We start from the raw sequence: 23856 nt of genomic DNA, 5'->3' as shown, positions 1-23856 counted from the left end.
ACGTGGGGATCTTGCGTTTCCGGCACGGCACTGACTCCTCGCCGACGGGCTGCCCTGACGGCCAGGAACATACCCAGATCGAAGGCGTATGGGTACGTCCACTTGGTCGACATACGTGTGTAACCAGTCGTCCGCCAGTAGATCGAAAGTGATCACGCATTCGGCGGTCCGTTCATTACCTGAATGCATCACTCCGCTAAGCACCCGAAACGGCAGTGATGTGCTACTCGCTGCAACGAATGGAGTAATCAGTCGAACACATGACGCGTGGCACCCGGTGCCACCATTGGAGAGGTGGAGCCCCTCGCGGACTGCTCATCTGAGCGCTACCCCTATCAGGGGTGGCGAGAATCACGCGCTCATGTGTGACGGGGTTCCATCATTTGGACCCTCGTCGGCCCTTCGCTCCGCAACCTGATCAAGGAATGCGTCCACCAGGATGCGCGCCCGCTCCCGTACGGCCGGCAGATCTGCCCGCAATTCGGCCACCAGCCGCTCCGGGTCGACCCCGACCTCGGCCGCGATCGCCTTCCCTTCCTCGTCGAACCAGGCCTGCAGGACCTCCGGCGTCAGCTCCGGATGGAACTGCACCCCCCATGAACGGCCGCAGACGAAGGCCTGCGAGGCGACCTCGTTACGCGCCAACTCCCGGGCACCCGGCGGCAGCAGCCAGCGGTCCCCGTGGAACTGGAACCAAGGCCCCGGGCCGACCAGGCCCGGCGCATCGGTCGTGATGCGGCTCCAGCCCAGCTCGAAGCGCGGGGCGACCTCGATGTCCCCACCGAGCGCCGTGGCCAGCGCCTGACCGCCGAAACAGATGCCGAGCACCGGTATCCCGGCCTCGTGCGCCGAGCGCAGCAGGGCCAGTTCCGCCTCGATCCAGGCATTCCTTCGCGCCACCGACCACGGAGCACCGAGCGTAAGGATCAGGTCATAGTTCTCGGCCGCAGGGAAGGCCACGTCGACGTCCGGGGTCGTATACCGCCCGGCCGGCACGACGAGCAGTTCGTCGAGCTCATAGCCCCGCTCTGCCAGCCGCTCACCTACGTGGCCCGCGGTGGACAGATGGTCGTGGATGATGACCAAGGCGCGCATGGTGGGTACTCCCCTGCTGTGGTGGGGCCTGCCGGGCCCTCGACCGAGGTGTTCGGGATCGAACCTGGTTGTCGTGCGTACGGCCGGTCCCGCGTCACTGGCGTCAGCACGGGCCTCGGCCGTGCCTTCGCCCAGGCCGCCCTGGCCGCCGGGCACACCGTCGTTGGAACGGTCCGCTCCGAGGAGGACCTGCGGGTCCTGGGTGAGGCAGTGGCAGCCTCCGGGGTGGACGATCGCACCCCGGTCATTCAAGAGCCCGACAGCCGCCACGGCAAAAGCGCCCGGCCAGGGGTGTCCCGGGACGCGGCAGCCCGGCGAACCGGCCCTCGCCGCTTACCCCTTGGCCCGTCGTCCGCTCCGCCGCGGCCGGGGGTCCTGGCCGTCCAGCAACTCCAGCCGCCGGTCCTCGCCGCGGGTCTCGACCTGCACCACGATCCGGCGCAGCAGACCCGCCAGGTCCAGCGCCTCGTCGTCGCTCAGCCCCCCGGTGACGAAGACTTCTTCGGCGTTGAACTCCGGGAAGACCCGGCCCATCAGCTGCTCGCCCTCAGGGGTGAGCGTGAGCAGGGCGAGCCGCCCGTCGCTCGGGTGGCTCTTGCGCTCCATCAGGCCGCGGGCCTGGAGGGTGCGGGCGACGCCGGTGAGCGTGCCCTTGGAGATGCCGGCCTCCTCGGCGACCCGGCGGGTCTCCCTCTCGCCCCCGATCCACACCACCCACAGCACGACGAAGGAGGTCCAGGTCAGCTCGGCGCCACGCAGTACGGAGTTCTCGAAGTGCTGCCGTACGGCGGCCGCGGCGCGGTAGATGTTCGCGACCGCGGCCATCTGCTCATGACGGACAGGGGTGTCGCCGAGTTTGGCCTGGACGGCCTTTTCGGTGTCCTCGATGGAACGGTGCCCGCTCACCACGGCAGCTCCCTCAGCGTCGTCCGCGATCCCGCCCGCCCCCCGTGCGGGATCGCGTTCATGGCGGTGCGGGCTGCCGAATCCCCACCCCGTGCGCCGCAGCCCGTACGGACTCAAACGGTATCGCGGGGGCACGCCGGTCCGCCTCGCTCGTGCGCCCGACACGCCGCTTTACGCACCTACGGGTCCGCGGCGCACCGTCACCTCGTTCGTCACCGCCCCGGCGCCGGGCCTTCGCGGCAGGCTCCCCTGCCGCGGGCGGAGAGCGGCGTGGCTCGGCCCGCCCTCCGTAGCCGGCTCAGCCGCCCGACGTGTCCAGCTCCGCGTCCGCGTCCACGCCCGCGCGGTCATAGGGGTCGTTGAGCCAGCCGTCCGGCAGGACGACCCGGTTGCGGCCCGAGGTACGGCCGCGCGGGCCGTCCGCGCCCACCGGCCACGGCTGGTCGAGGTCCAGCTCCGACAGCAGCCCGTCCAGCTCGTCGAGCGAGGAGGTGACCGCGAGGCTGCGGCGCATCTCGGAGCCGATCGAGAACCCCTTGGTGTACCAGGCGACGTGCTTACGGAAGTCGATCACGCCGCGGGTCTCGTCGCCGATCCACTCGCCGAGCAGGGTGGCGTGCCGCAGCATCACGGCCGCGACCTCCTTGAGCGTGGGCTGCGCGTAGGTGCCCGTGCCCTCGAACGCGGCGACCAGATCGCCGAACAGCCACGGCCGGCCCAGGCAGCCGCGCCCCACGACCACGCCGTCGCAGCCGGTCTCGCGCATCATCCGCTTCGCGTCGTCCGCCGACCAGATGTCGCCGTTGCCGAGCACCGGGATCTCCGGGACATGCTCCTTGAGGCGCGCGATGGCGTCCCAGTCGGCGGTGCCGCCGTAGTGCTGGGCCGCGGTCCGCCCGTGCAGCGCGATCGCCGTGATGCCTTCCTCGGCGGCGATCCGCCCCGCGTCCAGGTAGGTGATGTGGTCGTCGTCGATGCCCTTGCGCATCTTCATCGTCACCGGCAGCGCACCCGCGTTCGCCACCGCCTCGCGCAGAATGGCGCGCAGCAGATTCCGCTTGTACGGAAGCGCCGAGCCGCCGCCCTTGCGGGTCACCTTCGGGACGGGGCAGCCGAAGTTCAGATCGATGTGGTCTGCGAGGTCCTCTTCCGCGATCATGCGGGCGGCCTTGCCGACGGTGTCCGGGTCGACGCCGTACAGCTGGATCGAGCGCGGCTTCTCGGTCTCGTCGAAGTGGATCAGCTGCATGGTCTTCTCGTTGCGTTCGACCAGCGCCCGCGTCGTGATCATCTCGCTGACGAACAGGCCCTTGCCGCCGCTGAACTCCCGGCACAGCGTCCGGAACGGGGCATTGGTGATCCCAGCCATGGGCGCGAGCACCACGGGCGGCTGCACCGCATGCGGACCGATCTGCAGCAGAGTCATGACGGCGATACCTTCGGCTTTCTTCGGCTTCCTTCGGCGGGGCGGACGGGCCGCGACCGTACGGGCAGTCCGGCCGCTGCGATCTCCCATTGTCCCGCACCGAGCGAGTGGGCCCGCCAGAGCCGTACGCCGAGGATCGTTGTAGCGTTCAACCATGCCTGAGCTCAGCCGTCGACGGCGTCTCCTGGTGCTGGCGATCTGCTGTATGAGCCTGCTGATCGTCAGCCTCGACAACACCATCCTCAATGTCGCCCTGCCGTCCATCCAGCACGAACTGCATGCCTCGGTCTCCGGCATGCAGTGGACGATCGACGCCTACACCCTGGTCCTGGCGGCGCTGCTGATGCTGGCCGGATCCACCGCCGACCGGCTCGGCCGGCGCCGGATCTTCCTGGTCGGGCTGGTGGTCTTTGCCGTCGGCTCGCTGCTGTGCAGCCTGGCTCCCGGCCTGGAGTGGCTGGTGGTCTTCCGGATGGTGCAGGCGGTCGGCGGCTCGATGCTCAACCCCGTCGCCATGTCGATCATCACCAACACCTTCACCGAACCGCGGGAGCGGGCCCGCGCGATCGGGGTGTGGGGCGGGGTCGTCGGCATCAGCATGGCGGCCGGGCCGGTGATCGGCGGGCTGCTGGTGCAGAGCGTCGGCTGGCGCTCGATCTTCTGGATCAACGTCCCGATCGGCGCGCTCGCGTTCTTCCTGACCCTGCGCTACGTCCCGGAATCCCGCGCTCCCAAGCCGCGCCGGGTCGACCCGGTCGGCCAGCTGCTGGTGATCGCGCTGCTCGGCTCGCTGACGTACGCGATCATCGAGGCCCCGGATGCCGGCTGGGTGTCCCCCGAAATCCTGACGTTCGCGCTGGTGGCGCTGATATCCCTGGCCAGTCTGATCGCCTACGAGCGGCGCCGTCGCGAACCCCTCATCGACCTGCGGTTCTTCCACAGCGCGCCGTTCAGCGGGGCCACGATCGTGGCGGTGTGCGCCTTTGCCGCGCTCGCCGGCTTCCTCTTCATGAACACGCTGTATCTGCAGAACATCCGTGGTCTGTCCGCTTTGGGCGCCGGGCTCTACATGCTCCCCATGGCCGGGATGACGCTGGTCTTCGCGCCGGTTTCGGGGCGGCTGGTCGGCAACCGGGGGCCCCGGCTGTCGCTGCTCCTCGCCGGTATGGCGATGGGGGCGAGCGGGCTGCTCTTCGCGGCGTTCGACGCACAGTCGACGAACCCGCTGCTGTTCACCGGCTACGTCCTGTTCGGCATCGGATTCGGCCTGGTCAATGCGCCGATCACCAACACCGCGGTGTCCGGTATGCCGCGCACCCAGGCAGGGGTGGCCGCCGCCGTCGCCTCCACCAGCCGACAGGTCGGGCAGTCGCTCGGTGTCGCGGTGATCGGTGCCGTACTGGCGAGCGGGGCACACGCCGCCGCCGGCGCGGACGCCTTTGTCGCGGCCGCCCGCCCGGCATGGTGGATCATCGCCGGCTGCGGCGCGGCCGTTCTGCTGCTCGGCGCCCTGACAACGGGCCGCTGGGCGAAGGCGACGGCCGACCGCACGGCGACACTGTTCGAGGACGAGAAGCCGGGGTACCTGGCGGCGGACGCGCGGCCGTAGGGGGCTCGGCAGGGGGGAGCCTCGGCTCCCCCCACCCCCGAACCCACCCCCGCCCCCTCCCCCCGAAGGGGGAGGAGGGGGAGGGGGCGGGGGAGCGCTGGAGAAGCACTGCGGGCGGGGGAAGCGCTGGAGAAGCGGTGCGGGCGGGGGAAGCGCTGCGGGCTGGGGAATCTCTGCGGGCGGGGAATCACTGCGGGCGGGGAATCTCTGCGGAGCGCTCGTCGGCCGTCCGCTTCCGCTCCTCGCGACCGCTCCTCCGCGCCGCCCCCGCCCGTACCGTCACACCGCGACGAGCGTCGCCGGCTCCGCCGCCAGCTGCTCCAGCCGCACCCGGGTCGTCTCGTCCACGGGCGTGTAGGACAGCAGCTTGGGGCCGGGGTTGGGGCCCGTCCACAGGCTTGTGGCGGACAGCTGCAGCACACCCACCCGCGGGTGCCGAAAGAGCTTGACGGAGCTCATCGGGCGGATGACCTCGTGCTGTGCCCAGATCTCCCGGAACTCGGACGACGCCTCCGTCAGCCGCGCGACCAGCGCCTTCCAGGCCGGCTCCGCGACATGCTCGGCCATCGATGCCCGGAACTTGGCGGCCATCACCCGCATCGTGGCCTCCAGATCAACCACGCTCGACCGCCACTCGGGGTTGGTGAACGCCAGCCACATACAGTTGCGGTCCTCTTCGGGCAGCGCATCAAGGTCGCACATCAGACGGCCGTACGTGCCGTTGTAGGCGAGGATGTCGAACCGGCTGTTCTGGACGACCGCGGGGAACGGCTCCAACTGGCGCAGCATCTGCCGCAGTTCGTGCGAAACGCCCGTGCACTCCGTGCCCGGCATCGGGTCGACCGCCCCGGCCAGCGCGAAAAGGTGGCTGCGCTCGGCGCGGTCGAGCAGCAGCGCACGGGCGACCGCGTCCAGGACCTGCGGCGATACATGGATGTCCCGGGCCTGTTCGAGCCAGGTGTACCAGGTGACCCCGACGGCGCCCAGATGCGCGACCTCCTCACGGCGCAGACCGGGGGTACGCCGGCGGGCGCCTCGCGGCAGCCCGACCTGCTCGGGCGTGATCCGCTCCCGTCGGCTGCGCAGAAAGGCGGCCAGCTCGGCCCGGCGGGCGGCGTCATCCCGCGGGGCGGTGCCGTGCCGTGGGGCGGCGGCGCCACCAGGGCTTGTGGCAGTCTGCGTCAGGGGCATGTCCACGGTCATACCTCCAGCCTGCCGCAGGCCGGAGCCGGTTGCCAGGTAGCACCGGTACCAGGATAAGAACACTCTGGTACCAGCCTGAGCGGTCGACGATCATCGAGTCCGTGAGCGATACCCGAGCACAGATGACCACCATGGAAGCCACGGCTGCGACCCTTGACACCCCGGACACCCTCCCGATCCCGAAAGCCCCGGCGACCCCGGAGGCACCGGCCGCACCCGGCCCCGCCCCGCAGCGGCACCCGGCCGCGACCGTGCTGACCCCGCTCGGCCTGCTGACCGTGCTGCTGGGCGCCGCCCTCCCCATGATCGACTTCTTTATCGTCAATGTCGCACTGCCGACCATCGACCACGACCTGCACGCGGGGCCCGCGATGCTGGAGATGGTGGTGGCCGGTTACGGCGTCGCCTACGCCATGCTGCTGGTGCTCGGCGGCCGGCTCGGCGACATGATCGGTCGCCGTCGGCTGTTCCTGTGGGGCCTGGCCGCCTTCGGCCTCACCTCGCTGGCCTGCGGTCTCGCTCCGGACGCCGGGACGCTGGTGGCCGCCCGGGTCGCCCAGGGGGCCGCGGCCGCGCTGCTGCTGCCGCAGGTGCTGGCCACCATCCAGGCCACGACCACCGGCAAGCGGCGCGCCAAGGCCGTCAGCCTGTACGGCGGCACGGCCGGTGTCGCCAGCGCCGTCGGCCAGGTACTCGGCGGACTGCTGGTCTCCGTCGACCTGGCGGGCACCGGCTGGCGCGCGGTCTTCCTGGTGAACGTCCCGATCTCCGCCGCCGCCTGGCTGCTGGCCGCCCGTACGGTTCCCGAGACCCGCTCCCCGCACCCGAGCCGGGTGGACGGCCCCGGGACAGCACTGCTCGCCGCCACTCTGATCACGCTGCTGCTGCCGCTGACCGAGGGCCGGGCAGCCGGCTGGCCCCTGTGGTCCTGGGTGCTACTGGCCGTCTTCCCCTTTGCCGCCGCCGCGTTCGTGCTCTTCGAGCACCGCGCCGAACGCGCCGGCCGCACCCCGCTCGTCCCGCCCTCGCTGCTGCGCATCCCCTCCGTGAACAGCGGACTCACCATGATCATCCCGTTCACGCTGGGCTTCGGCGGCTTTATGTTCGTGGTCGCCGTCGCCCTCCAGAACGGCCTGCACTACGGCCCGTTGGCGGCCGGGCTGTCCCTGGCGCCGCTCTGCATCACGTTCTTCTTCGCCTCGCTCGCCGGTCCGCGGCTGGTGATGCGGTTCGGGCGGCGGGTGGTGCTCGCCGGTTCGCTGATCCAGGGCATCGGCCTGATCGGCCTGGCACTGACCGTGCACACGGGCTGGCCCGGGATATCGGTGGCCGGACTGGCGTCGAGCATGGCCGTCCTGGGCGTCGGGCAGGGCATGGTGCTGCCGGTGCTGATGCGCATCGTGCTGAGCGAACTGCCGGTGGCGCAGGCGGGCGTGGGCGGCGGCGTCATGGTCACCACCCAGCAGTCCGGCCTCGCCCTGGGCGTGGCCACCCTCGGCACCCTCTTCCTCTCGCTGCTGCCGTCCGTCGGCATCCGCGACGCGATGCTCGCCGCCCTGCTGACCCAACTGGTGATCGTCGCGGGCACGACGACGCTCGCGCTGCGCCTGCCGCGCACTCTGCGCTGACCTGCGCTGACCTGCGCTGGAACGACGGGGGCGAGGCCCGGCCCACACATGACGGCTGACAGATATTGAAATCTGTCAGCCGTCATGTCATAGTGAAGGCACGGCAGCCGCCCTGACCAATCCCCTCCCGTCCTCCAGGAGCACGCAGTGCAGACCCGCACCCTGGGCACCACCGGCCCGCAGACCTCCGCCCTCGGCCTCGGCTGCATGGGCATGTCCGCCCTCTACGGCGACACCGACCGCAGCGAGTCCATCGCCACCGTTCACGCCGCCCTCGACGCGGGCATCACCCTGCTCGACACCGGCGACTTCTACGGCATGGGCCACAACGAACTGCTGATCAACGAGGCCCTGCGCACCGCCCCCGCGGCGGCTCGCGAAAAGGCGCAGATCAGCGTCAAGTTCGGCGCCCTGCGCACGGTCGAAGGCAGCTTCACCGGCTATGACGGCCGGCCGAATGCGGTGAAGAACTTCGCCGCGTACTCCCTGCAGCGCCTGGGCACAGACCACATCGACATCTACCGCATCGCCCGGCTCGACCCGGACGTCCCGATCGAGGAGACGGTCGGCGCCATCGCCGAGCTGGTCGAGGCCGGGCACGTCCGGCACATCGGCCTCTCCGAGGTCGGCGCGGAGACCCTGCGCCGGGCCGCCGCCGTCGCCCCGATCTCCGACCTCCAGATCGAGTACTCCCTCATCTCCCGCGGCATCGAGGAGGCGATCCTGCCGACCGCCCGCGAACTGGGCATCGGCATCACCGCCTACGGTGTCCTGTCCCGCGGCCTGATCAGCGGCCACTTCAACCGCGACCGCAAGCTCGCCGCGAACGACTTCCGCGGCATGAGCCCGCGCTTCCAGGGCGAGAATCTCGACCGCAACCTCGACCTGGTGGACGCACTGCGCAAGATCGCCGAGCAGAAGGGGGTCTCGGTCGCACAGACCGCCATCGCCTGGGTGCTCTCCCGCGGCGAGGACATCGTCCCGCTGGTCGGCGCCCGCCGCCGCGACCGACTGACCGAGGCGCTCGGCGCCCTGGACGTCGCCCTCGACGCCGACGATCTGGCCGCCATCGAGCGCGCCGTCCCGGCCGACGCCGCCGCCGGCGACCGCTACCCCACCGAGCAGATGGACCACCTGGACAGCGAGCGCTGACCCCGAGGGCCGCGTGACCACCGGAGCGGGTACGGGGCACGGCCAGGTACCGTCCGTACGTACCCGGCGCACGGATCCCGTGTACGCACACACCGGCGACCGGCAGCTACCGGGTGTGCCACCCGGAACCGCTCGCCGGCCCCCGCCCCGCCCTCCCGAAAGGCCGACCGCCCCATGCCGCCCGAGACGTTGACCCCTGAGCGCATCCTCGAAGCCACCGAGGAGGTGCTGCGCCGCTACGGCCCGGCCAAAGCCACGGTCGTGGATGTGGCGCGCGCCCTGGGCGTCAGCCATGGCAGCGTCTACCGCCACTTCCGTACGAAGGCGGCACTGCGGGAGGCGGTCACGGAGCGCTGGCTGGACCGTACGAGCCAGGAACTCTCGGTCATCGTCACGGCGGAAGGACCGGCACCGGAGCGTCTGGACCGCTGGCTGACCGCCCTTTTCGAGGCCAAGCGGCACAAGGCCGGCGACGATCCCGAACTCTTCGCCACCTATATGACGTTGATCGGAGAGAGCGGCGGCGTGGTCGACCGTCACATCACCGGTCTGGAAGCCCAGCTCACCACCATCATCGAGGCCGGCGTCAGCCAGGGCGCGTTCCACACCCCCTCCCCCACCACCACCGCCCGCGCCGTCTTCGACGCCACCGGCCGCTTCCACGACCCGTGCTACGCCCCCGAGTGGTCCCGCCCCGAGATCACCACCGACTTCGAGGCCGTCCGCGACCTGGTCCTCCGGGGCCTGCGCGGCTAGGTCCGGCCTTCAAAGTCCGTCTGCCTCGCGGTGACTGGCACGCACTCCCTCACACCTGAACGGCGCGGGAGGGACCCACATCCGCAATATCGGGATCATCCCGATACAACCCGGTGCAACCCGGTACCGGGATGACCTCCGCCTTGCGATCGCACGCACCGGACACCGCGAGGCCCGCCCTACGGGCGAACGACGGGACGTTGAAGACAGGCCCTGGATCCATAAGTCTTTCGGATCAGCGCGGGCCGGTCCGCGGCGCCTGGCTCGGCCTGGTCCGGGATCCAGGCTCCTGAGCGGGTGTCGGCCATCAGCCGCATCCGCGCCGCCACGATGTCCGTGTCCTCGAACCGTGACGACCAGGGCGGATGCGCGGCGGTGACGGCTCAGGACGGACACATCGGCGGTGTCCCGGTATCCCGGTGCCGCTGGGCCATCCCGTGCCGGCGCCGACCGGCGGGTGACGGGTGACGGCAGGCGGTCAGCCGGATCCCGATCGGGATCGGTTGCCGCCCCGCTGCCACCCGGCCCGCCGGGCTTGCCCGGACACCGGCTTGCCCGGACGCCGGATCGGACAGTCCGACGAGATCAGACCGCCGGGGCCGGGTAGGTCGGGTACTCCACCCCGGAGACGTGCTGGACGACGCGGACGACCTGGCAGGAGTAGCCGAACTCGTTGTCGTACCACAGGTAGAGGATCGCGTTGTCGCCCTCGACCTTGGTGGCACCGGCGTCGACGATCGAGGCGTGGCGCGAACCGATGAAGTCGCTGGAGACCGCGTCGGGGGCGTTGATGAAGTCGATCTGGCGCTTGAGCGGCGAGGTCAGCGACACGTCGCGGAGGTAGTCGAGGACCTCCTCGCGGGTGGTCTCGCGCGCGAGCCGCAGGTTGAGGATCGCGATCGAGACGTCCGGCACCGGGACGCGGATCGAGCTGCCGGTGATCCTCGCCTTGAGGTCGGGCAGCGCCTTGGTGACGGCGGAGGCGGCGCCGGTCTCGGTGATGACCATGTTGAGCGCCGCCGAGCGGCCGCGGCGGTCGGAGTTGTGGTAATTGTCCAGCAGGTTCTGGTCGTTGGTGAACGAGTGGACGGTCTCCACATGACCGTGCAGGACGCCGTACTCGTCCGCCATCGCCTTCAGCGGCGGGACGAGCGCGTTGGTGGTGCAGGACGCGCAGGACAGGATCTGCTCGTCCGGCTTGATCGTGTCGTGGTTGACGCCATGGACGACGTTGGGGACGTCGCCCTTGCCCGGCGCGGTCAGGACGACCTTGGCGATGCCGGGACGGAGGTGCTTCGACAGGCCCTCGCGGTCGCGCCACTTGCCGGTGTTGTCGATGAGGATGGCGTCCTTGATGCCGTACGCCGTGTAGTCCACCGACGTCGGGTCGTCGGAGTAGATCACCTTGATCTCGTTGCCGTTGGCGATGATCGTGCTGTTCGCCTCGTCGACACTGATCGTGCCCTGGAACTGGCCGTGGATGGAGTCACGGCGCAGCAGCGAGGCGCGCTTGACGATGTCCTGGCCGGCGCCCTTGCGCACGACGATGGCGCGCAGCCGCAGACCGTTGCCGGAGCCGGCCTTCTCGATGAGCAGGCGGGCGAGGAGGCGGCCGATGCGGCCGAACCCGTAGAGGACGACGTCGCGCGGTTCACGGCGCTCGATCTTGTTGGCACCCGTGGCGCCGGCGACGGCCTCGGCGGTGAACTCCTGCACCGAGAGACCGCGGTCGTCGGTCTTGTACGTCGCGGCGAGCATGCCGATGTCGATCTGGGAAGGGCCGAGATCGAGCGTGGTGAGAGCCTGCAGGAACGGCAGCGTCTCGGTGACCGAGAGTTCCGCACCGGCGATCTGCCGGGCAAACCGGTGGGTCTTGAGGATGCTGACCACCGACTTGTTCACCAAGGAGCGGCTGTGGAGCAGGACCGTGATGTCCCGTTCCCGATGCAGCTTCCCGATGATCGGGATCATCGACTCCGCGATCTCCTCGCGGTTTTGCCAGTTGGTGAACGAGTCGTCATTGACAGTCACAGGTTTATCTTTCGAGCTAGGCGGTGCTCATATGCTAACCCGCCGCCGTATTAGTCATTCAAACGGTGCCCCCTCAGCGGGATTCCGCGATCAAGCCTCACGGCCACACCGGACAGGGAAGGAGTCACTGCGCGGGAGGAAGGTGCCCTGACTTGCAGGGATTTGCCCATACCTGTCCGCCCACCCCCCGGCGCTCCTAGTCGGCCTCAACGGCCTCGTCGGCCTCGACGGCGGCCGTGCTCCGTATCGACGAAACCGGCCCGATCGACGGAAGCGGACCGGGCGACGGAAGCGGACCGGGCGCCATCGAACGCGGCTCCCGGAAGGCTCCTCACACCGTGCCCGCCGCGCCGTGCAGGAAGAGGGCCCAGGCGAGCATGCCGAAGGCGGCGGCGTGGGCGAGCGCGCGCACGATGTTCCAGGTGACCCACCGGCTCTCGAAGCCGTCCCGCGCGGCCTTGAGCGCACCGGGCCGGTCGGCCGGGCCGCCGGGGGCGCCTGGTCCGCCGGATGCGGCAGGACCCTCATCCGTCGGGGCCTTGTCGAGCGCGTTGTTGAGGGGGACGTTGACGCCACTGGTGACGAAGAAGCCCGCCAAGTACAGCACCAGCGCGGCGAGGATCCAGGGCAGGGCGACCCGGTCGCGCCCGTTCCAGGCCAGGACCGTGGCGAGGACGAGCAGGGGGACCGGCAGCAGAAAGGGGAGCAGGAACCAGCCGTTTCTGCATGGCCTGTACGAAAGTGCGGTCGGCGGACCGGCCGAGGCCGGGCATCACCGCGTAGGCGAAGGCGGCGAACAGGCCGGCCATCAGGTCCGCACCGAGGGTCGCGACCAGGAGCGTCGCGGTCTGCAGGGCTAGCGGGCCGGGGCGACGACGGCCAGCTGGTCGCCGCCGCACCCCTCGGTTCACGCCGTCTCCCCCAAGACCCGGCCACCTCCCCGCCCCCCACAGCTCCGCCACTCACCCCAGCCGGCCAACGCCCGGCCGAACCCGCCGCCGACCCGGCCCGCGTCGGCACCTCCCGAAGGCCACGCGAGGCAGCGGACGCGGGCACCGGCTCACCAGGCAGGCCGGATCGGGCCGTTCGGTGCGAGCCGGGCCAGGTCGGCGGCGAGGGCACCGAAGCGCTCCGCGCCCAGCACCTCTCGCCACGGCGCAACGGCCGCCCGGGCCGCCTCGTCGGCAGCGCGCGTCGCGGCCCCGCCGCGCTCGGTCAGCGACAGGAGCCGGGCGCGGGCGTCCTGGGGGTGTGGCCGGCGCACCACATATCCCTTGCGGACCAGCTCGTCGACCAGTTGGGCGGCGGCCTGCTTGCTGACTCCCAGGTGTTCGGCCAGGTCGGCGGTGGTGACATCGCCCCGGGAGATCCGGGCGAAGGCGAAACCGTGCACGGGGCGCAGGTCCGCGAACCCCTGCGCGGCCACCCGTGTGTGAATCTCCTGCACCAGCTGTCCTGACAGCGCGAGCACGAGCGTGGAAAAGGACAGGGCGTCATCCATGTCTTGACTATAACTGGACAAGGCGCTTGTCTATGTAGACAAGTAACTTGTCTATGCGGCAGGCGAGCAAGAAGCCTGCCCGGGGAGGCCGACATGTCCTTTATCCGCAGTAACGAGGCCGTCGTTCACGAGGTTCACGGTGCGCGTTTCGTCTCCTACGTCCGACCGGCCACCGGCAGCCGGGATCTCGCGGCCTGGGTTTGCGAGGTCCCGGCCGGAACGGTGCCCCCGGTTCATGTGATCAGCCAGGAGGAAGCCTTCTACGTCCTGTCCGGCCGGCTGCGGTTCTCCATCGACGGTGAGAGCGCCGAACTCGGCCCCGGCGATGCGGCGGTGGCCCCCGCCGGTTCCGCACTCGCGGTGGCCAATGAGACCGACGGGCCGGCGCGGATGTGGGTCACCACCCGTACCGGCCTGACCGCCGAGCTGGCCGACGGCAGCAGCATGGCGCCGCCCTGGGCCCACTAGCGGGACAGCCCTTAGCCGCCCACCCCGAGGAAGTGCAGCACCGCCAGCACCCGGCGGTGATCGGCGTCCGCCTTCGGCAGGTCCAGTTTGGCGAGGATGTTGTTGATGTGTTTGGCGACCGCGCTCTCGCTCACCACGAGCTGGGCGGCGATGCCCGCGTTGGAGCGGCCCTCGGCCATCAGGGCGAGAACATCCCGTTCGCGGGCCGTCAGCCGCTCCAGCGGATCGCTCGCCCGCCGCACCAGCAGCTGGGCGACGACCTGCGGGTCCAGCGCGGTGCCGCCGGCCGCCACCCTCCGCAGCGCCTCGATGAACTCCTCGACATCCGCGACCCGTTGTTTGAGCAGATAGCCGACGCCGCTGGTGTTCGTCGCGAGCAGATCGGCCGCGTAGCGCTCCTCGACGTACTGGGAGAGCATCAATACGGCGGTGGCGGGCCATCTCTGGCGTATCGACAGTGCGGCGCGTACGCCCTCGTCGGTGAAGCCGGGGGGCATCCGGACGTCCACCACCGCGAGGTCGGGCCGGTGTTCCCCGACCGCCGCCAGCAGCTCCTGCGCGTCCCCCGCCTCGGCCACCACCTCGAACCCGGCCATCTCCACCACCTTGACCAGCCCGATCCGCAGCAGAACGGAGTCCTCGGCGATCACGGCACGCCTCACATCGGGCACGGCAGCTCCACGCTCATCATGGTCGGGCCCCCCACGGGGCTGCTCATCCGGAAGGTCCCGTCCACGGACCGCACCCGCTGGGCAAGCCCCTTCAGACCGCTCCCCTTGGACGGATCGGCGCCGCCCACACCGTCATCGGCGATCACCACCCGGAGTATCTCGCCGAGCCGGGTGACCGTCACCTCCGCCCGGGTCGCCTCCCGCGCATGCTTGGCGATGTTCGTCAGCGCCTCGGAGGCGACGAAGTAGGCGACCGCCTCGATCGCCGGCGCCGCCCGTTGCGGCAGGCCGGGCGGCAGGTCCACCCGCAGCCGTACGGGCAGCGGGGCGCGGGCCGCGAGACCCGACAGCGCCGCGTCCAGCCCCAGTTCGTCCAGTACGGCCGGGTGGAGCCCGCGCACCAGGTTGTTGAGTTCCTCGATCGCGTCCTTCGCCTCGCGGTGTGCGGCGTCGATGACCTGCTGCGCCTCCGGCGGCAGATCCGTCAGCGTCGCCTTGGCCAGCCCGAGGTTCAGCGCCAGCGACACCAGCCGCTGCTGCGCACCGTCGTGCAGATCGCGCTCGATACGCCGGCGCTCGGCGTCGGCTGCGTCCACCGCGCCGGCCCGGCTCTCGGTGAGGTCCTCGACCCGTCGCGCCAGTTCGTCGGACCGGCTCACCCCCAGCACCGCCCGCCCGACCAGAATCTCCAGCCGGACGAGCCCCGTGGCCAGCGGGGGCACGGCGGCGAGCGCCAGCAGTCCCGCCACGGTGAGGTAGGCGGCCGTAGTGGTGTAGCCACGGTGGTCGACCCGCCACTGCCACGGCACCAGCCACACCCACACCAGGACCAGCGAGGCCGCCAGCGCCGCCAACAGCAGTGCCAGCAGCAGGAATTCCAGCACCCCGAGCAGCGGACCGATCAGCAAGTTGTAGCCGAACTGCCGCTTGACCTCCTTGAACCGCAGCCGCGGCAACTCCACGCCGCACAGTGCCCGGAACCGCCAGCGCTGCGGCTCGGTCAACCCCCAGCCCGCGACGATCAGCAGGGGAAGCGTGAACGCCAGCACCACCGGCGTCTCGGGGTCCGGGTCGAGCACGGTGCCGAGCAGCAGCATCACCAGCCAGAAGTGCAGCGCCAGCGGGACGAGGTGCAGCGTCACCCCTGCGGCCAGGAACGCGATGTCACGTCGCAGGCGTACGAGAGTCCGGCGCAGCCGGGGCGGGACGGTCATGATCCGACCGTATGAGACAGGTTGCGCGAGGGCCATGACAGCAGTGTCCGTAGCGGGGGTGTAGCCAGTGCCACCCCAAGTCGGAATTCCGCATTACTGACGGTGACGGGCGGAAAGCGGAGTCTTGATCATGAGCCCGACGGCCGGGTTCGCGACTCCGGAAAGAGACCCGCCCCATGACTCTCATCGCCTTGAACTCCCCGTGCCCCAGCGGCAGTTACTCCCTTGCCCGGGTGGCCAGCGGCGCCGTACGGCTCACCGCTGCGCGCCGTCTGCAGGGCCGGATCCTGACCGGCGCCGGACTCGCCCTCCTCCCCTGGCTCGGCTACCTCGCCGGCACCCTGCCGCCCGCCGAGGCCGCCGCCTGGGTCACCCTCGACGCCCTGGAGGCCGCCGCCCTCCTCACTGCCGGCACCCGCCTGCTGCGCGCCGACTCCCGCCACCGCGCCCCCGCGGCCGCCGCGGCCGTCCTCCTCCTCGCCGACGCCTGCCTCGACCTCGCCACCGCCGCCCCCGGCGCCGAACTGGCCACCGCCATAGCCATGGCCGTCGGCGCGGAGCTGCCCCTGGCGGCCCTGTGCGCCTGCCTCGCATCGCGGCCGACGCGAGGCGCTTAGGGGTTGGACGAACACATCCCGTAGGGGTGCGAGGGCCCCTTGCGAGCCACAACGTGGGGGCGCCGGGAGGCATTCCCGCTGCCTCGTATCGCTGCCCCATACCGCTGCCCCGTCCCGCTGGCCCGTCCCGCCGCCACGGCGATCAGCCCCACATCACCCGACGGCGGTGCCGAGCCCACGGCTGCCGGCCCGCGGCGCCGCACGCAAAAGCGCCGGCCGGGCCCGGGAATTCGAGCCGACCGGCGCTTGAGGTCACACGTGGGCACCGCCCCCAAAGGGACAGGCGCCGCCCCGCGAAGGACCGGCGCCGCCCCGCGAAGGACCGGCGCCGCCCCGCGAAGGACTAGCAGCCGAGCAGCCGCGCCCCCAGGTAGCTCTGGATCTGGTCCAGGCTGACCCGCTCCTGCTTCATGGTGTCGCGCTCGCGCACGGTCACCGCGTCGTCATCGAGGGTGTCGAAGTCGACCGTGACGCAGAACGGCGTGCCGATCTCGTCCTGGCGGCGGTAGCGGCGGCCGATCGCGCCCGCGTCGTCGAACTCGATGTTCCAGTTCTTGCGCAGGTCCGTGGCCAGCCCCTTGGCCTTCGGCGACAGCTGCGGGTTACGGGACAGCGGCAGCACCGCGACCTTGACCGGCGACAGCCGCGGGTCGAGCTGCATGACGGTGCGCTTCTCCATCTTGCCCTTGGCGTTGGGCGCCTCGTCCTCGATGTACGAGTCGAGCATGAAGGCGAGCATCGCGCGGTTCACACCGGCCGCCGGCTCGATGACGTACGGAGTCCAGCGCTCGCCGGCCTCCTGGTCGAAGTAGGAGAGGTCCTGGCCGGACGCCTTGGCGTGCGCGGTCAGGTCGTAGTCGGTGCGGTTGGCCACACCCTCCAGCTCGGAGAACTCGGTGCCGCCGAAGTTGAAGCGGTACTCGATGTCAGCGGTGCGCTTGGAGTAGTGCGAGAGCTTCTCGGCCGGGTGCTCGTACCAGCGGATGTTCTCCTCGCGGATGCCGAGGTCGCGGTACCAGTTCCACCGCTCGGCCATCCAGTACTCCTGCCACTTCTCGTCCTCGCCCGGCTTGACGAAGAACTCCATCTCCATCTGCTCGAACTCACGGGTCCGGAAGATGAAGTTGCCGGGAGTGATCTCGTTGCGGAAGGACTTGCCCATCTGCGCGATGCCGAACGGCGGCTTCTTGCGGGAAGTCTGCTGCACCTGGGCGAAGTTGGTGAAGATGCCCTGCGCGGTCTCGGGGCGCAGGTAGGCGACCGAGGCGGTGTCCTGGGACGGGCCGAGGTGGGTGGAGAGCAGGCCGGAGAACTGCTTGGGCTCGGTGAAGCCGCCCTTGTTGCCGCAGTGCGGGCAGTTCACGTCGGCGAGGCCGTTCGCCGGAAGCCTGCCGTGCTTGGCCTCGTACGCCTCTTCCAGGTGGTCGGCGCGGAAGCGCTTGTGGCAGGAGGTGCACTCGGTGAGCGGGTCGGTGAAGGTGGCGACGTGGCCGGACGCCTGCCAGACCTCGGGGGCCAGGATCACCGACGAGTCGAGACCGACGACGTCTTCGCGGGAGGTGACCATGGCGCGCCACCACTGACGCTTGATGTTCTCCTTGAGCTCGACGCCCAACGGACCGTAGTCCCAGGCAGCGCGGGAGCCGCCGTAGATCTCACTGCAGGGGTATACGAAGCCACGGCGCTTGCTCAGGCTGACGATGGTATCGATCTTGTCGGCGGCCACGGTGCTCTCTTCATTACGACGACGAACGATGGATGGGCAGCGCCCTAGCGCCTCGCTGGGGGGTGGTGGTCGGGAGACGGGTGGGCGAATAGTTCAGGGTACCGGCGGCCGTACCCCCTGGATCAAATCGGTTCCGGCCCACTGTCGTCCCGCTCACACCGGCCCATCCGTTGTTGACAATCGTTTCCAACTTTGTTGAAAATGAGTGTCATGAACATACGCCGTCGCATATCCACCGCGGCCCTCGCCGGAGTCTCGGTGCTCGGTCTGCTGGCTCTCTCCGCCTGCACCCCCGCCGGCGGGGCCCGCACCGAAGACGGCAAGCTGCGAGTGACAGCGTCCTTCTACCCCATGGAATTCCTGGCCCGGCAGATCGGCGGGCAGCACGTCGAGGTGACCGACCTCACCAAGCCGGGCGTCGAGCCGCACGACCTGGAGCTCAGCCCGAAGCAGACCGCCCAGCTCGGGGAGTCCGGCGCGGTCGTCTACCTCAAGGGTCTGCAGCCCGCCGTGGACGACGCCGTCGCACAGTCCGGCAACAAGAACGTCGCCGACGCCGCCTCGTTCACCTCCCTCGAAAAGCACGGCACCGAGGTCGACGGCCACCACCACACCACCGGCGACAACCACTCGCACTCCGAGGCCGAGGGCGGCGACGACCCGCACATCTGGCTCGACCCCGTGAAGTACGCCGAGGTCGCCAAGGGCGTCGACAAGACGCTCGCCAAGGCGGACCCGGCCCACAGGGCCGACTACCGGAAGAACACCGATGCGCTGGTGAAGAAGCTGGACGGGCTGAACAAGGACTTCCGGGACGGGCTGAAGAAGCGCTCTTCGGACACCTTCCTCACCACGCATGCGGCCTTCGGCTACCTCGCCGAGCGCTACGGGCTGACCGAGGAGGCCATCAGCGGCCTCGACCCCGAGTCCGAGCCCAGCGCCCACCGCATCAGGGACCTGCACACCCTCGCCACCGAGCACCATGTCTCGACCGTCTTCTTCGAGACGATCGCCAACCCGGCCACCGCCAAGGCCCTGGCCGGTGACCTGCACCTGAAGACCGATGTCCTGGACCCGCTCGAAGGGATCAACGGCAAGTCCCGCGGCAGGGACTACTTCGGGGTGCAGCGCGCCAACCTCGCCGCGCTCCAGAAGGCGCTCGGCAGCAAGTGACGGACACCGCACAGCACGTGACGGAGGTCACCATGAACCAGTCGCCCGCCCAGCCGGTCGTCGACCTGCGCGGGGCCACCGCCTCCCTGGGCGCCCGCCCCGTGCTGCGCGGCGTCGACCTGACGGTGCACACCGGCGAGGTCGTCGCGCTGCTCGGCGCCAACGGCTCCGGCAAGTCCACCGCCGTACGCTCCGTGATCGGCCAGGTCCCGCTCAGCGGCGGCGAGCTGGCCCTCTTCGGTACGGAGTTCCGGCGGTTCAGGAACTGGGCCCGGATCGGATACGTACCGCAGCGCACCACCGCCGCCGGCGGTGTCCCCGCCACCGTCCGCGAGGTCGTCACGGCCGGCCGGCTCGCCCGTACGAAGCTGGGGATCCTGCGCAAGGCCGACCGGGCCGCGGTGCACCGCGCCCTGGAGCTGGTCGGCATGGCGGACCGCGCCAAGGACTCCGTCAACGCGCTCTCCGGCGGGCAGCACCAGCGCGTGCTGATCGCCCGCGCGCTGGCCGGCGAACCGGAACTGCTGATCATGGACGAGCCGATGGCCGGCGTCGACCTGGCCAGCCAGGAGGTGCTCGCCTCCGCACTGCGCGAACAGGTCGGCCGCGGCACCACGGTCCTCCTCGTGCTGCACGAGCTGGGCCCGCTGGAGCCGCTGATCGACCGCGCGGTGGTGCTGCGGGACGGCTGTGTCGTCCACGACGGCCCGCCGCCCGAGGCCGTGGGCCAGCATGCGCTGCCCGGCCATGACCATGTCCACCCGCACGCCGACGCGGCCGCGGAACCGATCCGGACGGGGCTGCTGAGCTGATGGAAATCCTCGACTACGCCTTTATGCAGCGGGCCTTGATCGCCGCCCTGATCGTCGGCGTCACCGCCCCCGCCATCGGCATCTACCTCGTCCAGCGCCGCCAGGCCCTGATGGGCGACGGCATCGGCCATGTCGCGCTCACCGGCGTCGGCCTCGGCTTTCTGCTCAACACCAGCCCGGTGTGGGTCGCCACCGCCGTCGCCATCGCCGGCTCCGTCGTCATGGAGCTGATCCGCTGGTACGGCAAGACCCGCGGCGATCTCGCACTGGCCATGCTCTTCTACGGCGGTATGGCGGGCGGTGTGATGCTGATGAACCTCTCCGACGCCGGCTCCAACGCCAACCTCGGTACGTATCTCTTCGGCTCGATCACCACCGTCTCGCCGCAGGACATGACGACGATCTATGTCCTGGCCGCCATGGTGCTGGCGATCACGATCGGGCTGCGCCGTCAGCTGTTCGCCGTCTGCCAGGACGAGGAGTTCGCCCGGGTGACGGGCCTGCCGGTGCGGCTGCTCAATCTGCTGGTCGCCGTCACCGCCGCGGTCACCGTCACCGTCGCCATGCGCGTCGTGGGACTGCTGCTGGTCAGCGCCCTGATGGTGATCCCGGTCGCGGCCGCCCAGCAGATCAGCCGCAGCTTTGCGGTCACCTTCGTGGTGGCCGTCGCGATCGGTGTCGCGGTCACTCTTACGGGCACCGCCACCTCGTACTACGTCGACGTGCCGTCCGGCGCCACGATCGTGCTGTTCGCCATCGCCCTGTTCGTGCTCTTCACGGCGCTCGCCGCGCCGCTGGCGAAAAAGCGCGCCAGGGCTGCCGCGGAGGACACGAAGGGGTGCACTCTGGAGGTACCCGGCGGCCGCACCGCCACGGACGACGTGAGCGTGGCCGGATGAGCATGGGTGGAGAGGTGCCGGCGGGTAGCTTTCGGCAGACAGCTGTACGCGTAAGCGTCCCACCGACGGTCCGGTCATCACCTGGCACAATGGCGGGACGCACGTCCAGGGGGAAGTCCTGACGTCCTAGGGAGGCAACGGTGGCGACGAGCGCGGGATCTCCGGTACGCGGCCGGTCGACGCGGCAACGGACCGCGGTGTCGGCCGCACTCGACGAGGTCGAGGAGTTCCGCAGTGCGCAGGAGCTGCACGACATGCTCAAGCACAAGGGCGACTCGGTCGGGCTGACCACCGTCTACCGGACGCTGCAGTCCCTCGCCGACGCCGGTGAGGTCGATGTGCTGCGCACCAGCGAGGGCGAGTCGGTCTACCGCCGGTGCAGCACCGACGATCACCACCACCATCTGGTGTGCCGGGCCTGCGGCAAGGCCGTCGAGGTCGAGGGCCCCGCGGTGGAGAAGTGGGCCGACCAGATCGCCGCGGAGCACGGCTTCCAGGACGTCGCGCACACCATCGAGATCTTCGGGACCTGCGGAGAGTGCGCGGCACGGCCGGCCGCGGAGCAGAAGTAACAGCACGCACGCGAGCGGGCCGCCTCCGGATGGAGGCGGCCCTTCCGTCTGTCCCCATCTTTGGTCAACAGCTCCCCCGGAATTGCGCTCGGGGATAACTGTCAGGTACACGCCGGTGCTAGCCTTGACGCGGCATCAGCGTGGATCTACGCGCATACCACGGGGGTAGAAAATGGGCGTTCTCGGGGAACTCTGGGACGACGGCACGAAGCTGGTCGGCGACGTGGTCGAGATCGGCAAGGACGTCATGATGGCGCCGGCCGAGATCGCGCACTGGGCGCTGACCCAGATGTTCGGCGGCGGCGAGGCCGATCTGCAGAAGATCGCGGCCGAGCTGAAGACGCTGAGCACCGAGCTGGACGGCCTGACCAAGGAGATCAACTCCACCCTCGACGACCTGACTTGGCACGGCCCGGCATCCGACGCCTTCGTCCGTGTCGCACACGCCCGCGTCAAGGAGATGAACACGATCTCCGACGACCTCTCCACGCTCGGCACGTCGGTCACCCGCCTGTCGCAGGTCTACTGACGACACGTCATTCCCTTCTTGGGCGCTTCGCCCACGGAGTCCACCGTCCGCTGGACTCCACGTTCACCGGGCTCCCCTTCCACGGAGCCCGAGGCCTTCGGATCGCGACCTTCCCCCCGGTACGCCGGGCATTTCGCGGTTCTCCACCACATCACGGGGGTTGTAGGGATGGCAGGCGACACGTTCGGCGTCGAGATGGCGGAACTCGCCAAGATCGAGAAGGACTGGCGCTCGGTCAGCCGGCGAATGCAGGAGCTGAACCAGCGGCTGGGCGAGATCAAGAAGACGCTGGTCACGGCGGCGGGCATCGACCTCGCCGCGGCACCGCTCGCGCAGCTCCCCGGTTTCGGCATCGCCTACCAGGTGCTCGCGGACGTGAAGGACATCGCCGAGGTGAGCGGGCGCCTGGAGGAGAACAAGAAGAAGCTCCTCGAAGAGCTGGCGGGCGACGCCGAGAAGATCAAGAAGGTCAAGGCCGAGTACGAGGCCAACGAGAAGAAGATCGAAGATGAGCTGAAGAAGATCAAGCACCGGAAGAAGCAGCACGACGCCCCCCACTCCCCCGGACACACCGGCGGCGGCAACGGCGGCGGCAACGGCGGCTCCTCCGGTGGCGGCGGTGGCGGCAACGGAGGCGGCGGCTCCGGCCCGGCCCCCACGCAGGGGCACGGCGACGGCAAGTGGGACACCAAGGGCGACTGGGACGCCTGGTCGCCGGGCAAGCACCACACCACCACCGGTGCGGGCGTCGAGACCACCCCCGACACCTCCGGGCTTCCGGGCGAGCGCAAGGACATCATCGACCGCGCCCTGGAGCGGGTGAACCACCGGATCGGCTACAGCCAGTCGGCCACCACCAACGGCTACCGCGACGACTGCTCCGGGTTCGTCTCCGCCGCCTGGGGTCTGGAGCCGCCGGGCATGAACACCTACGGCCTGATGGGCAACAACACCGCCCATGTGATCACCAAGGACGATCTGCAGCCGGGCGACGCCCTGATCGCCGGCGACCACACCGTCCTCTTCGGCGGCTGGGCCGACAAGGAGCACACCAAGTACGTCGCCCTGGAGGACGACGGCTCCCAGGGCACCGTCTCGCACGTCATCCCGTACCCGTACTACTCCGGCGACGCCGCGCACGAAAGGTCGATCGGCAAGCCGTACGTGCCCTACCGCCGCAACGGCCTCTAGGACGCGTCCGAGGGACCGGCCGGGGGCCGCGGTGCCGCGGCCCCCGGCCGGTCCCTCCGGCACGCCCCATCCCGCACACGAGAGAGAACGCCTGCATGTTCACCCGCCGCCTGCTCGCCGCCGCCGCTGTCGCCGCCGCGCTGGCCTCGCTCACCTCCTGCAAGGGCGAGGACACGGACGCTTCCCCGGAGGCCACCGCATCGTCCGCCCCGGCCGCCTCGTCCCCGGCGTCCACACCGTCCGGCTCACCGGCCGCCTCGGCCTCGCCGGTGAAGGACCTGCCGATCGACCCGGAGCCGACCTCCGACTGCACCCCCGGCAAGACGGCCAAGGGGCACCGGATGGTGCAGGTCATGGCCGCGCCGGCGCATGGCGCACTGTCCGTCCGGGACGCGAAGTTCGCCTGTGATCCCAATGGCGGGGGGTATGCGGGGACGGGGAAGGCCGCCCGCCGGCCGCTGGCCGCGGGGGCCACGGCCGAGCTGAGCACCGGCGCGACCGGCCACCGCACGGTGACCGTCGCCGAGCTGACCCGGCACCTCACCGCCTGTCTGCGGCACGACCGGGTCGAGGCGCCCCTCGCCTGCTCGGGAGACATCTACGAGATCACGGCGGACGGCTCCGGCGCCGTCTCGCACCTCCGCGAGATCTGGCACTCCTGACGGGACGCGGCACTC

General features: G+C 70.3%; 23 protein-coding genes. 13 read left to right on the top strand and 10 right to left on the bottom strand.

The features are described 5' to 3' along the window. Window positions 1–351: 351 nt before the first annotated feature. The 3 genes from ACGFWI_RS10530 to dusB form a co-directional block, all read right to left on the bottom strand. Window positions 352–1095 carry a type 1 glutamine amidotransferase gene (locus tag ACGFWI_RS10530; RefSeq protein WP_393905547.1) on the bottom strand — a complete coding sequence of 248 codons (744 nt, stop codon included), beginning with the start codon at window positions 1093–1095 and terminating at the stop codon, window positions 352–354. Between the two features lie 333 nt (window positions 1096–1428). Further along, window positions 1429–2001, bottom strand: coding sequence for a MarR family winged helix-turn-helix transcriptional regulator (locus ACGFWI_RS10525; protein ID WP_393905546.1), 573 nt, complete (start codon window positions 1999–2001; stop codon window positions 1429–1431). A gap of 298 nt (window positions 2002–2299) precedes the next feature. Next, entirely contained in the window at window positions 2300–3427 is a 1128-nt protein-coding gene (gene dusB / locus ACGFWI_RS10520; protein WP_393905545.1) for a tRNA dihydrouridine synthase DusB, read from the bottom strand. A gap of 154 nt (window positions 3428–3581) precedes the next feature. On the opposite strand from dusB, the gene ACGFWI_RS10515 reads away from it, so the two are divergent. Then, window positions 3582–5036, top strand: coding sequence for an MFS transporter (locus ACGFWI_RS10515; protein WP_393905544.1), 1455 nt, complete (start codon window positions 3582–3584; stop codon window positions 5034–5036). Window positions 5037–5315: 279 nt separating this feature from the next. Here ACGFWI_RS10515 and ACGFWI_RS10510 read toward each other — a convergent pair whose 3' ends face one another. Then, window positions 5316–6239 carry a helix-turn-helix transcriptional regulator gene (locus tag ACGFWI_RS10510; protein ID WP_393905543.1) on the bottom strand — a complete coding sequence of 308 codons (924 nt, stop codon included), beginning with the start codon at window positions 6237–6239 and terminating at the stop codon, window positions 5316–5318. A 131-nt stretch (window positions 6240–6370) separates the two neighbouring features. Between ACGFWI_RS10510 and ACGFWI_RS10505 the strand changes: the two genes are divergently transcribed. The 3 genes from ACGFWI_RS10505 (at window position 6371) to ACGFWI_RS10495 (ending at window position 9775) form a co-directional block, all read left to right on the top strand. Continuing rightward, complete coding sequence (locus ACGFWI_RS10505; protein ID WP_393905722.1) at window positions 6371–7867, top strand: MFS transporter; 1497 nt, start codon at window positions 6371–6373, stop codon at window positions 7865–7867. 147 nt (window positions 7868–8014) lie between these two features. Continuing rightward, the gene (locus tag ACGFWI_RS10500; RefSeq protein WP_393905542.1) at window positions 8015–9019 is read left to right on the top strand and encodes an aldo/keto reductase; all 1005 of its coding nucleotides are present in this window, start codon (window positions 8015–8017) and stop codon (window positions 9017–9019) included. Between the two features lie 174 nt (window positions 9020–9193). After that, window positions 9194–9775 (top strand): TetR family transcriptional regulator, encoded by a 582-nt coding sequence (locus ACGFWI_RS10495; RefSeq protein ID WP_393905541.1) that lies wholly within the window; start codon window positions 9194–9196, stop codon window positions 9773–9775. Window positions 9776–10360: 585 nt separating this feature from the next. On the opposite strand, the gene ACGFWI_RS10490 is transcribed toward ACGFWI_RS10495, so the two are convergent. The 3 genes from ACGFWI_RS10490 to ACGFWI_RS10480 form a co-directional block, all read right to left on the bottom strand. Further along, entirely contained in the window at window positions 10361–11806 is a 1446-nt protein-coding gene (locus tag ACGFWI_RS10490) for a glyceraldehyde-3-phosphate dehydrogenase (protein ID WP_393905540.1), read from the bottom strand. Window positions 11807–12137: 331 nt separating this feature from the next. Next, window positions 12138–12437 (bottom strand): anthrone oxygenase family protein, encoded by a 300-nt coding sequence (locus ACGFWI_RS10485; RefSeq protein ID WP_393905721.1) that lies wholly within the window; start codon window positions 12435–12437, stop codon window positions 12138–12140. 429 nt (window positions 12438–12866) lie between these two features. Next, entirely contained in the window at window positions 12867–13307 is a 441-nt protein-coding gene (locus tag ACGFWI_RS10480; RefSeq protein ID WP_393905539.1) for a MarR family winged helix-turn-helix transcriptional regulator, read from the bottom strand. Between the two features lie 93 nt (window positions 13308–13400). Between ACGFWI_RS10480 and ACGFWI_RS10475 the strand changes: the two genes are divergently transcribed. Continuing rightward, the gene (locus tag ACGFWI_RS10475) at window positions 13401–13775 is read left to right on the top strand and encodes a cupin domain-containing protein (protein WP_393905538.1); all 375 of its coding nucleotides are present in this window, start codon (window positions 13401–13403) and stop codon (window positions 13773–13775) included. A gap of 11 nt (window positions 13776–13786) precedes the next feature. On the opposite strand, the gene ACGFWI_RS10470 is transcribed toward ACGFWI_RS10475, so the two are convergent. Beyond that, the gene (locus tag ACGFWI_RS10470) at window positions 13787–14425 is read right to left on the bottom strand and encodes a response regulator (protein WP_393905720.1); all 639 of its coding nucleotides are present in this window, start codon (window positions 14423–14425) and stop codon (window positions 13787–13789) included. 8 nt (window positions 14426–14433) lie between these two features. Beyond that, window positions 14434–15660 carry a sensor histidine kinase gene (locus ACGFWI_RS10465; RefSeq protein WP_393905537.1) on the bottom strand — a complete coding sequence of 409 codons (1227 nt, stop codon included), beginning with the start codon at window positions 15658–15660 and terminating at the stop codon, window positions 14434–14436. Between the two features lie 176 nt (window positions 15661–15836). Here ACGFWI_RS10465 and ACGFWI_RS10460 point away from each other — a divergent pair, with 176 nt between their 5' ends. Further along, window positions 15837–16277: a hypothetical protein gene (locus ACGFWI_RS10460; RefSeq protein ID WP_393905536.1), complete on the top strand. Its 441-nt coding sequence runs from the start codon at window positions 15837–15839 to the stop codon at window positions 16275–16277. Between the two features lie 343 nt (window positions 16278–16620). On the opposite strand, the gene ACGFWI_RS10455 is transcribed toward ACGFWI_RS10460, so the two are convergent. After that, window positions 16621–18003 carry a glycine--tRNA ligase gene (locus tag ACGFWI_RS10455; RefSeq protein ID WP_393905535.1) on the bottom strand — a complete coding sequence of 461 codons (1383 nt, stop codon included), beginning with the start codon at window positions 18001–18003 and terminating at the stop codon, window positions 16621–16623. Between the two features lie 210 nt (window positions 18004–18213). Here ACGFWI_RS10455 and ACGFWI_RS10450 point away from each other — a divergent pair, with 210 nt between their 5' ends. From ACGFWI_RS10450 to ACGFWI_RS10420, 7 genes are all read left to right on the top strand, one after another. Further along, complete coding sequence (locus ACGFWI_RS10450) at window positions 18214–19176, top strand: metal ABC transporter substrate-binding protein (RefSeq protein ID WP_393905534.1); 963 nt, start codon at window positions 18214–18216, stop codon at window positions 19174–19176. Window positions 19177–19208: 32 nt separating this feature from the next. After that, window positions 19209–19988, top strand: a complete 780-nt coding sequence (locus tag ACGFWI_RS10445) for a metal ABC transporter ATP-binding protein (RefSeq protein ID WP_393905719.1) — start codon at window positions 19209–19211, stop codon at window positions 19986–19988. Next, window positions 19988–20887, top strand: a complete 900-nt coding sequence (locus ACGFWI_RS10440; protein ID WP_393905533.1) for a metal ABC transporter permease — start codon at window positions 19988–19990, stop codon at window positions 20885–20887. The genes ACGFWI_RS10445 and ACGFWI_RS10440 overlap by 1 nt, the downstream gene beginning before the upstream one ends. A 140-nt stretch (window positions 20888–21027) precedes the next feature. Beyond that, a complete protein-coding gene (locus ACGFWI_RS10435) occupies window positions 21028–21459 on the top strand; it encodes a Fur family transcriptional regulator (protein WP_393905532.1) in 432 nt (143 codons plus the stop codon). Window positions 21460–21631: 172 nt separating this feature from the next. Then, complete coding sequence (locus tag ACGFWI_RS10430) at window positions 21632–21988, top strand: WXG100 family type VII secretion target (protein WP_393905531.1); 357 nt, start codon at window positions 21632–21634, stop codon at window positions 21986–21988. A 168-nt stretch (window positions 21989–22156) separates the two neighbouring features. Further along, a complete protein-coding gene (locus ACGFWI_RS10425) occupies window positions 22157–23179 on the top strand; it encodes a hypothetical protein (RefSeq protein ID WP_393905530.1) in 1023 nt (340 codons plus the stop codon). 95 nt (window positions 23180–23274) lie between these two features. Further along, window positions 23275–23841 (top strand): hypothetical protein, encoded by a 567-nt coding sequence (locus ACGFWI_RS10420; protein WP_393905529.1) that lies wholly within the window; start codon window positions 23275–23277, stop codon window positions 23839–23841. Window positions 23842–23856: the final 15 nt, after the last annotated feature.

This window comes from Streptomyces sp. NPDC048434 (assembly GCF_043200375.1).
Taxonomy (GTDB): domain Bacteria; phylum Actinomycetota; class Actinomycetes; order Streptomycetales; family Streptomycetaceae; genus Streptomyces.
Note: the sequence above shows the minus strand (reverse complement) of the source record. Positions and strands in the feature narration are given on the sequence as shown.

What these genes read in the sequence shown, in the direction of transcription:
- ACGFWI_RS10530 (WP_393905547.1), bottom strand. Translation starts at nt 1,095, where the DNA reads ATGCGCGCCTTGGTCATCATCCACGACCATCTGTCCACCGCGGGCCAC.
- dusB (WP_393905545.1), bottom strand. Translation starts at nt 3,427, where the DNA reads ATGACTCTGCTGCAGATCGGTCCGCATGCGGTGCAGCCGCCCGTGGTG.
- ACGFWI_RS10515 (WP_393905544.1), top strand. Translation starts at nt 3,582, where the DNA reads ATGCCTGAGCTCAGCCGTCGACGGCGTCTCCTGGTGCTGGCGATCTGC.
- ACGFWI_RS10510 (WP_393905543.1), bottom strand. Translation starts at nt 6,239, where the DNA reads ATGACCGTGGACATGCCCCTGACGCAGACTGCCACAAGCCCTGGTGGC.
- ACGFWI_RS10505 (WP_393905722.1), top strand. Translation starts at nt 6,371, where the DNA reads ATGGAAGCCACGGCTGCGACCCTTGACACCCCGGACACCCTCCCGATC.
- ACGFWI_RS10495 (WP_393905541.1), top strand. Translation starts at nt 9,194, where the DNA reads ATGCCGCCCGAGACGTTGACCCCTGAGCGCATCCTCGAAGCCACCGAG.
- ACGFWI_RS10480 (WP_393905539.1), bottom strand. Translation starts at nt 13,307, where the DNA reads ATGGATGACGCCCTGTCCTTTTCCACGCTCGTGCTCGCGCTGTCAGGA.
- ACGFWI_RS10475 (WP_393905538.1), top strand. Translation starts at nt 13,401, where the DNA reads ATGTCCTTTATCCGCAGTAACGAGGCCGTCGTTCACGAGGTTCACGGT.
- ACGFWI_RS10465 (WP_393905537.1), bottom strand. Translation starts at nt 15,660, where the DNA reads ATGACCGTCCCGCCCCGGCTGCGCCGGACTCTCGTACGCCTGCGACGT.
- ACGFWI_RS10460 (WP_393905536.1), top strand. Translation starts at nt 15,837, where the DNA reads ATGACTCTCATCGCCTTGAACTCCCCGTGCCCCAGCGGCAGTTACTCC.
- ACGFWI_RS10450 (WP_393905534.1), top strand. Translation starts at nt 18,214, where the DNA reads ATGAACATACGCCGTCGCATATCCACCGCGGCCCTCGCCGGAGTCTCG.
- ACGFWI_RS10445 (WP_393905719.1), top strand. Translation starts at nt 19,209, where the DNA reads ATGAACCAGTCGCCCGCCCAGCCGGTCGTCGACCTGCGCGGGGCCACC.
- ACGFWI_RS10440 (WP_393905533.1), top strand. Translation starts at nt 19,988, where the DNA reads ATGGAAATCCTCGACTACGCCTTTATGCAGCGGGCCTTGATCGCCGCC.
- ACGFWI_RS10430 (WP_393905531.1), top strand. Translation starts at nt 21,632, where the DNA reads ATGGGCGTTCTCGGGGAACTCTGGGACGACGGCACGAAGCTGGTCGGC.
- ACGFWI_RS10425 (WP_393905530.1), top strand. Translation starts at nt 22,157, where the DNA reads ATGGCAGGCGACACGTTCGGCGTCGAGATGGCGGAACTCGCCAAGATC.
- ACGFWI_RS10420 (WP_393905529.1), top strand. Translation starts at nt 23,275, where the DNA reads ATGTTCACCCGCCGCCTGCTCGCCGCCGCCGCTGTCGCCGCCGCGCTG.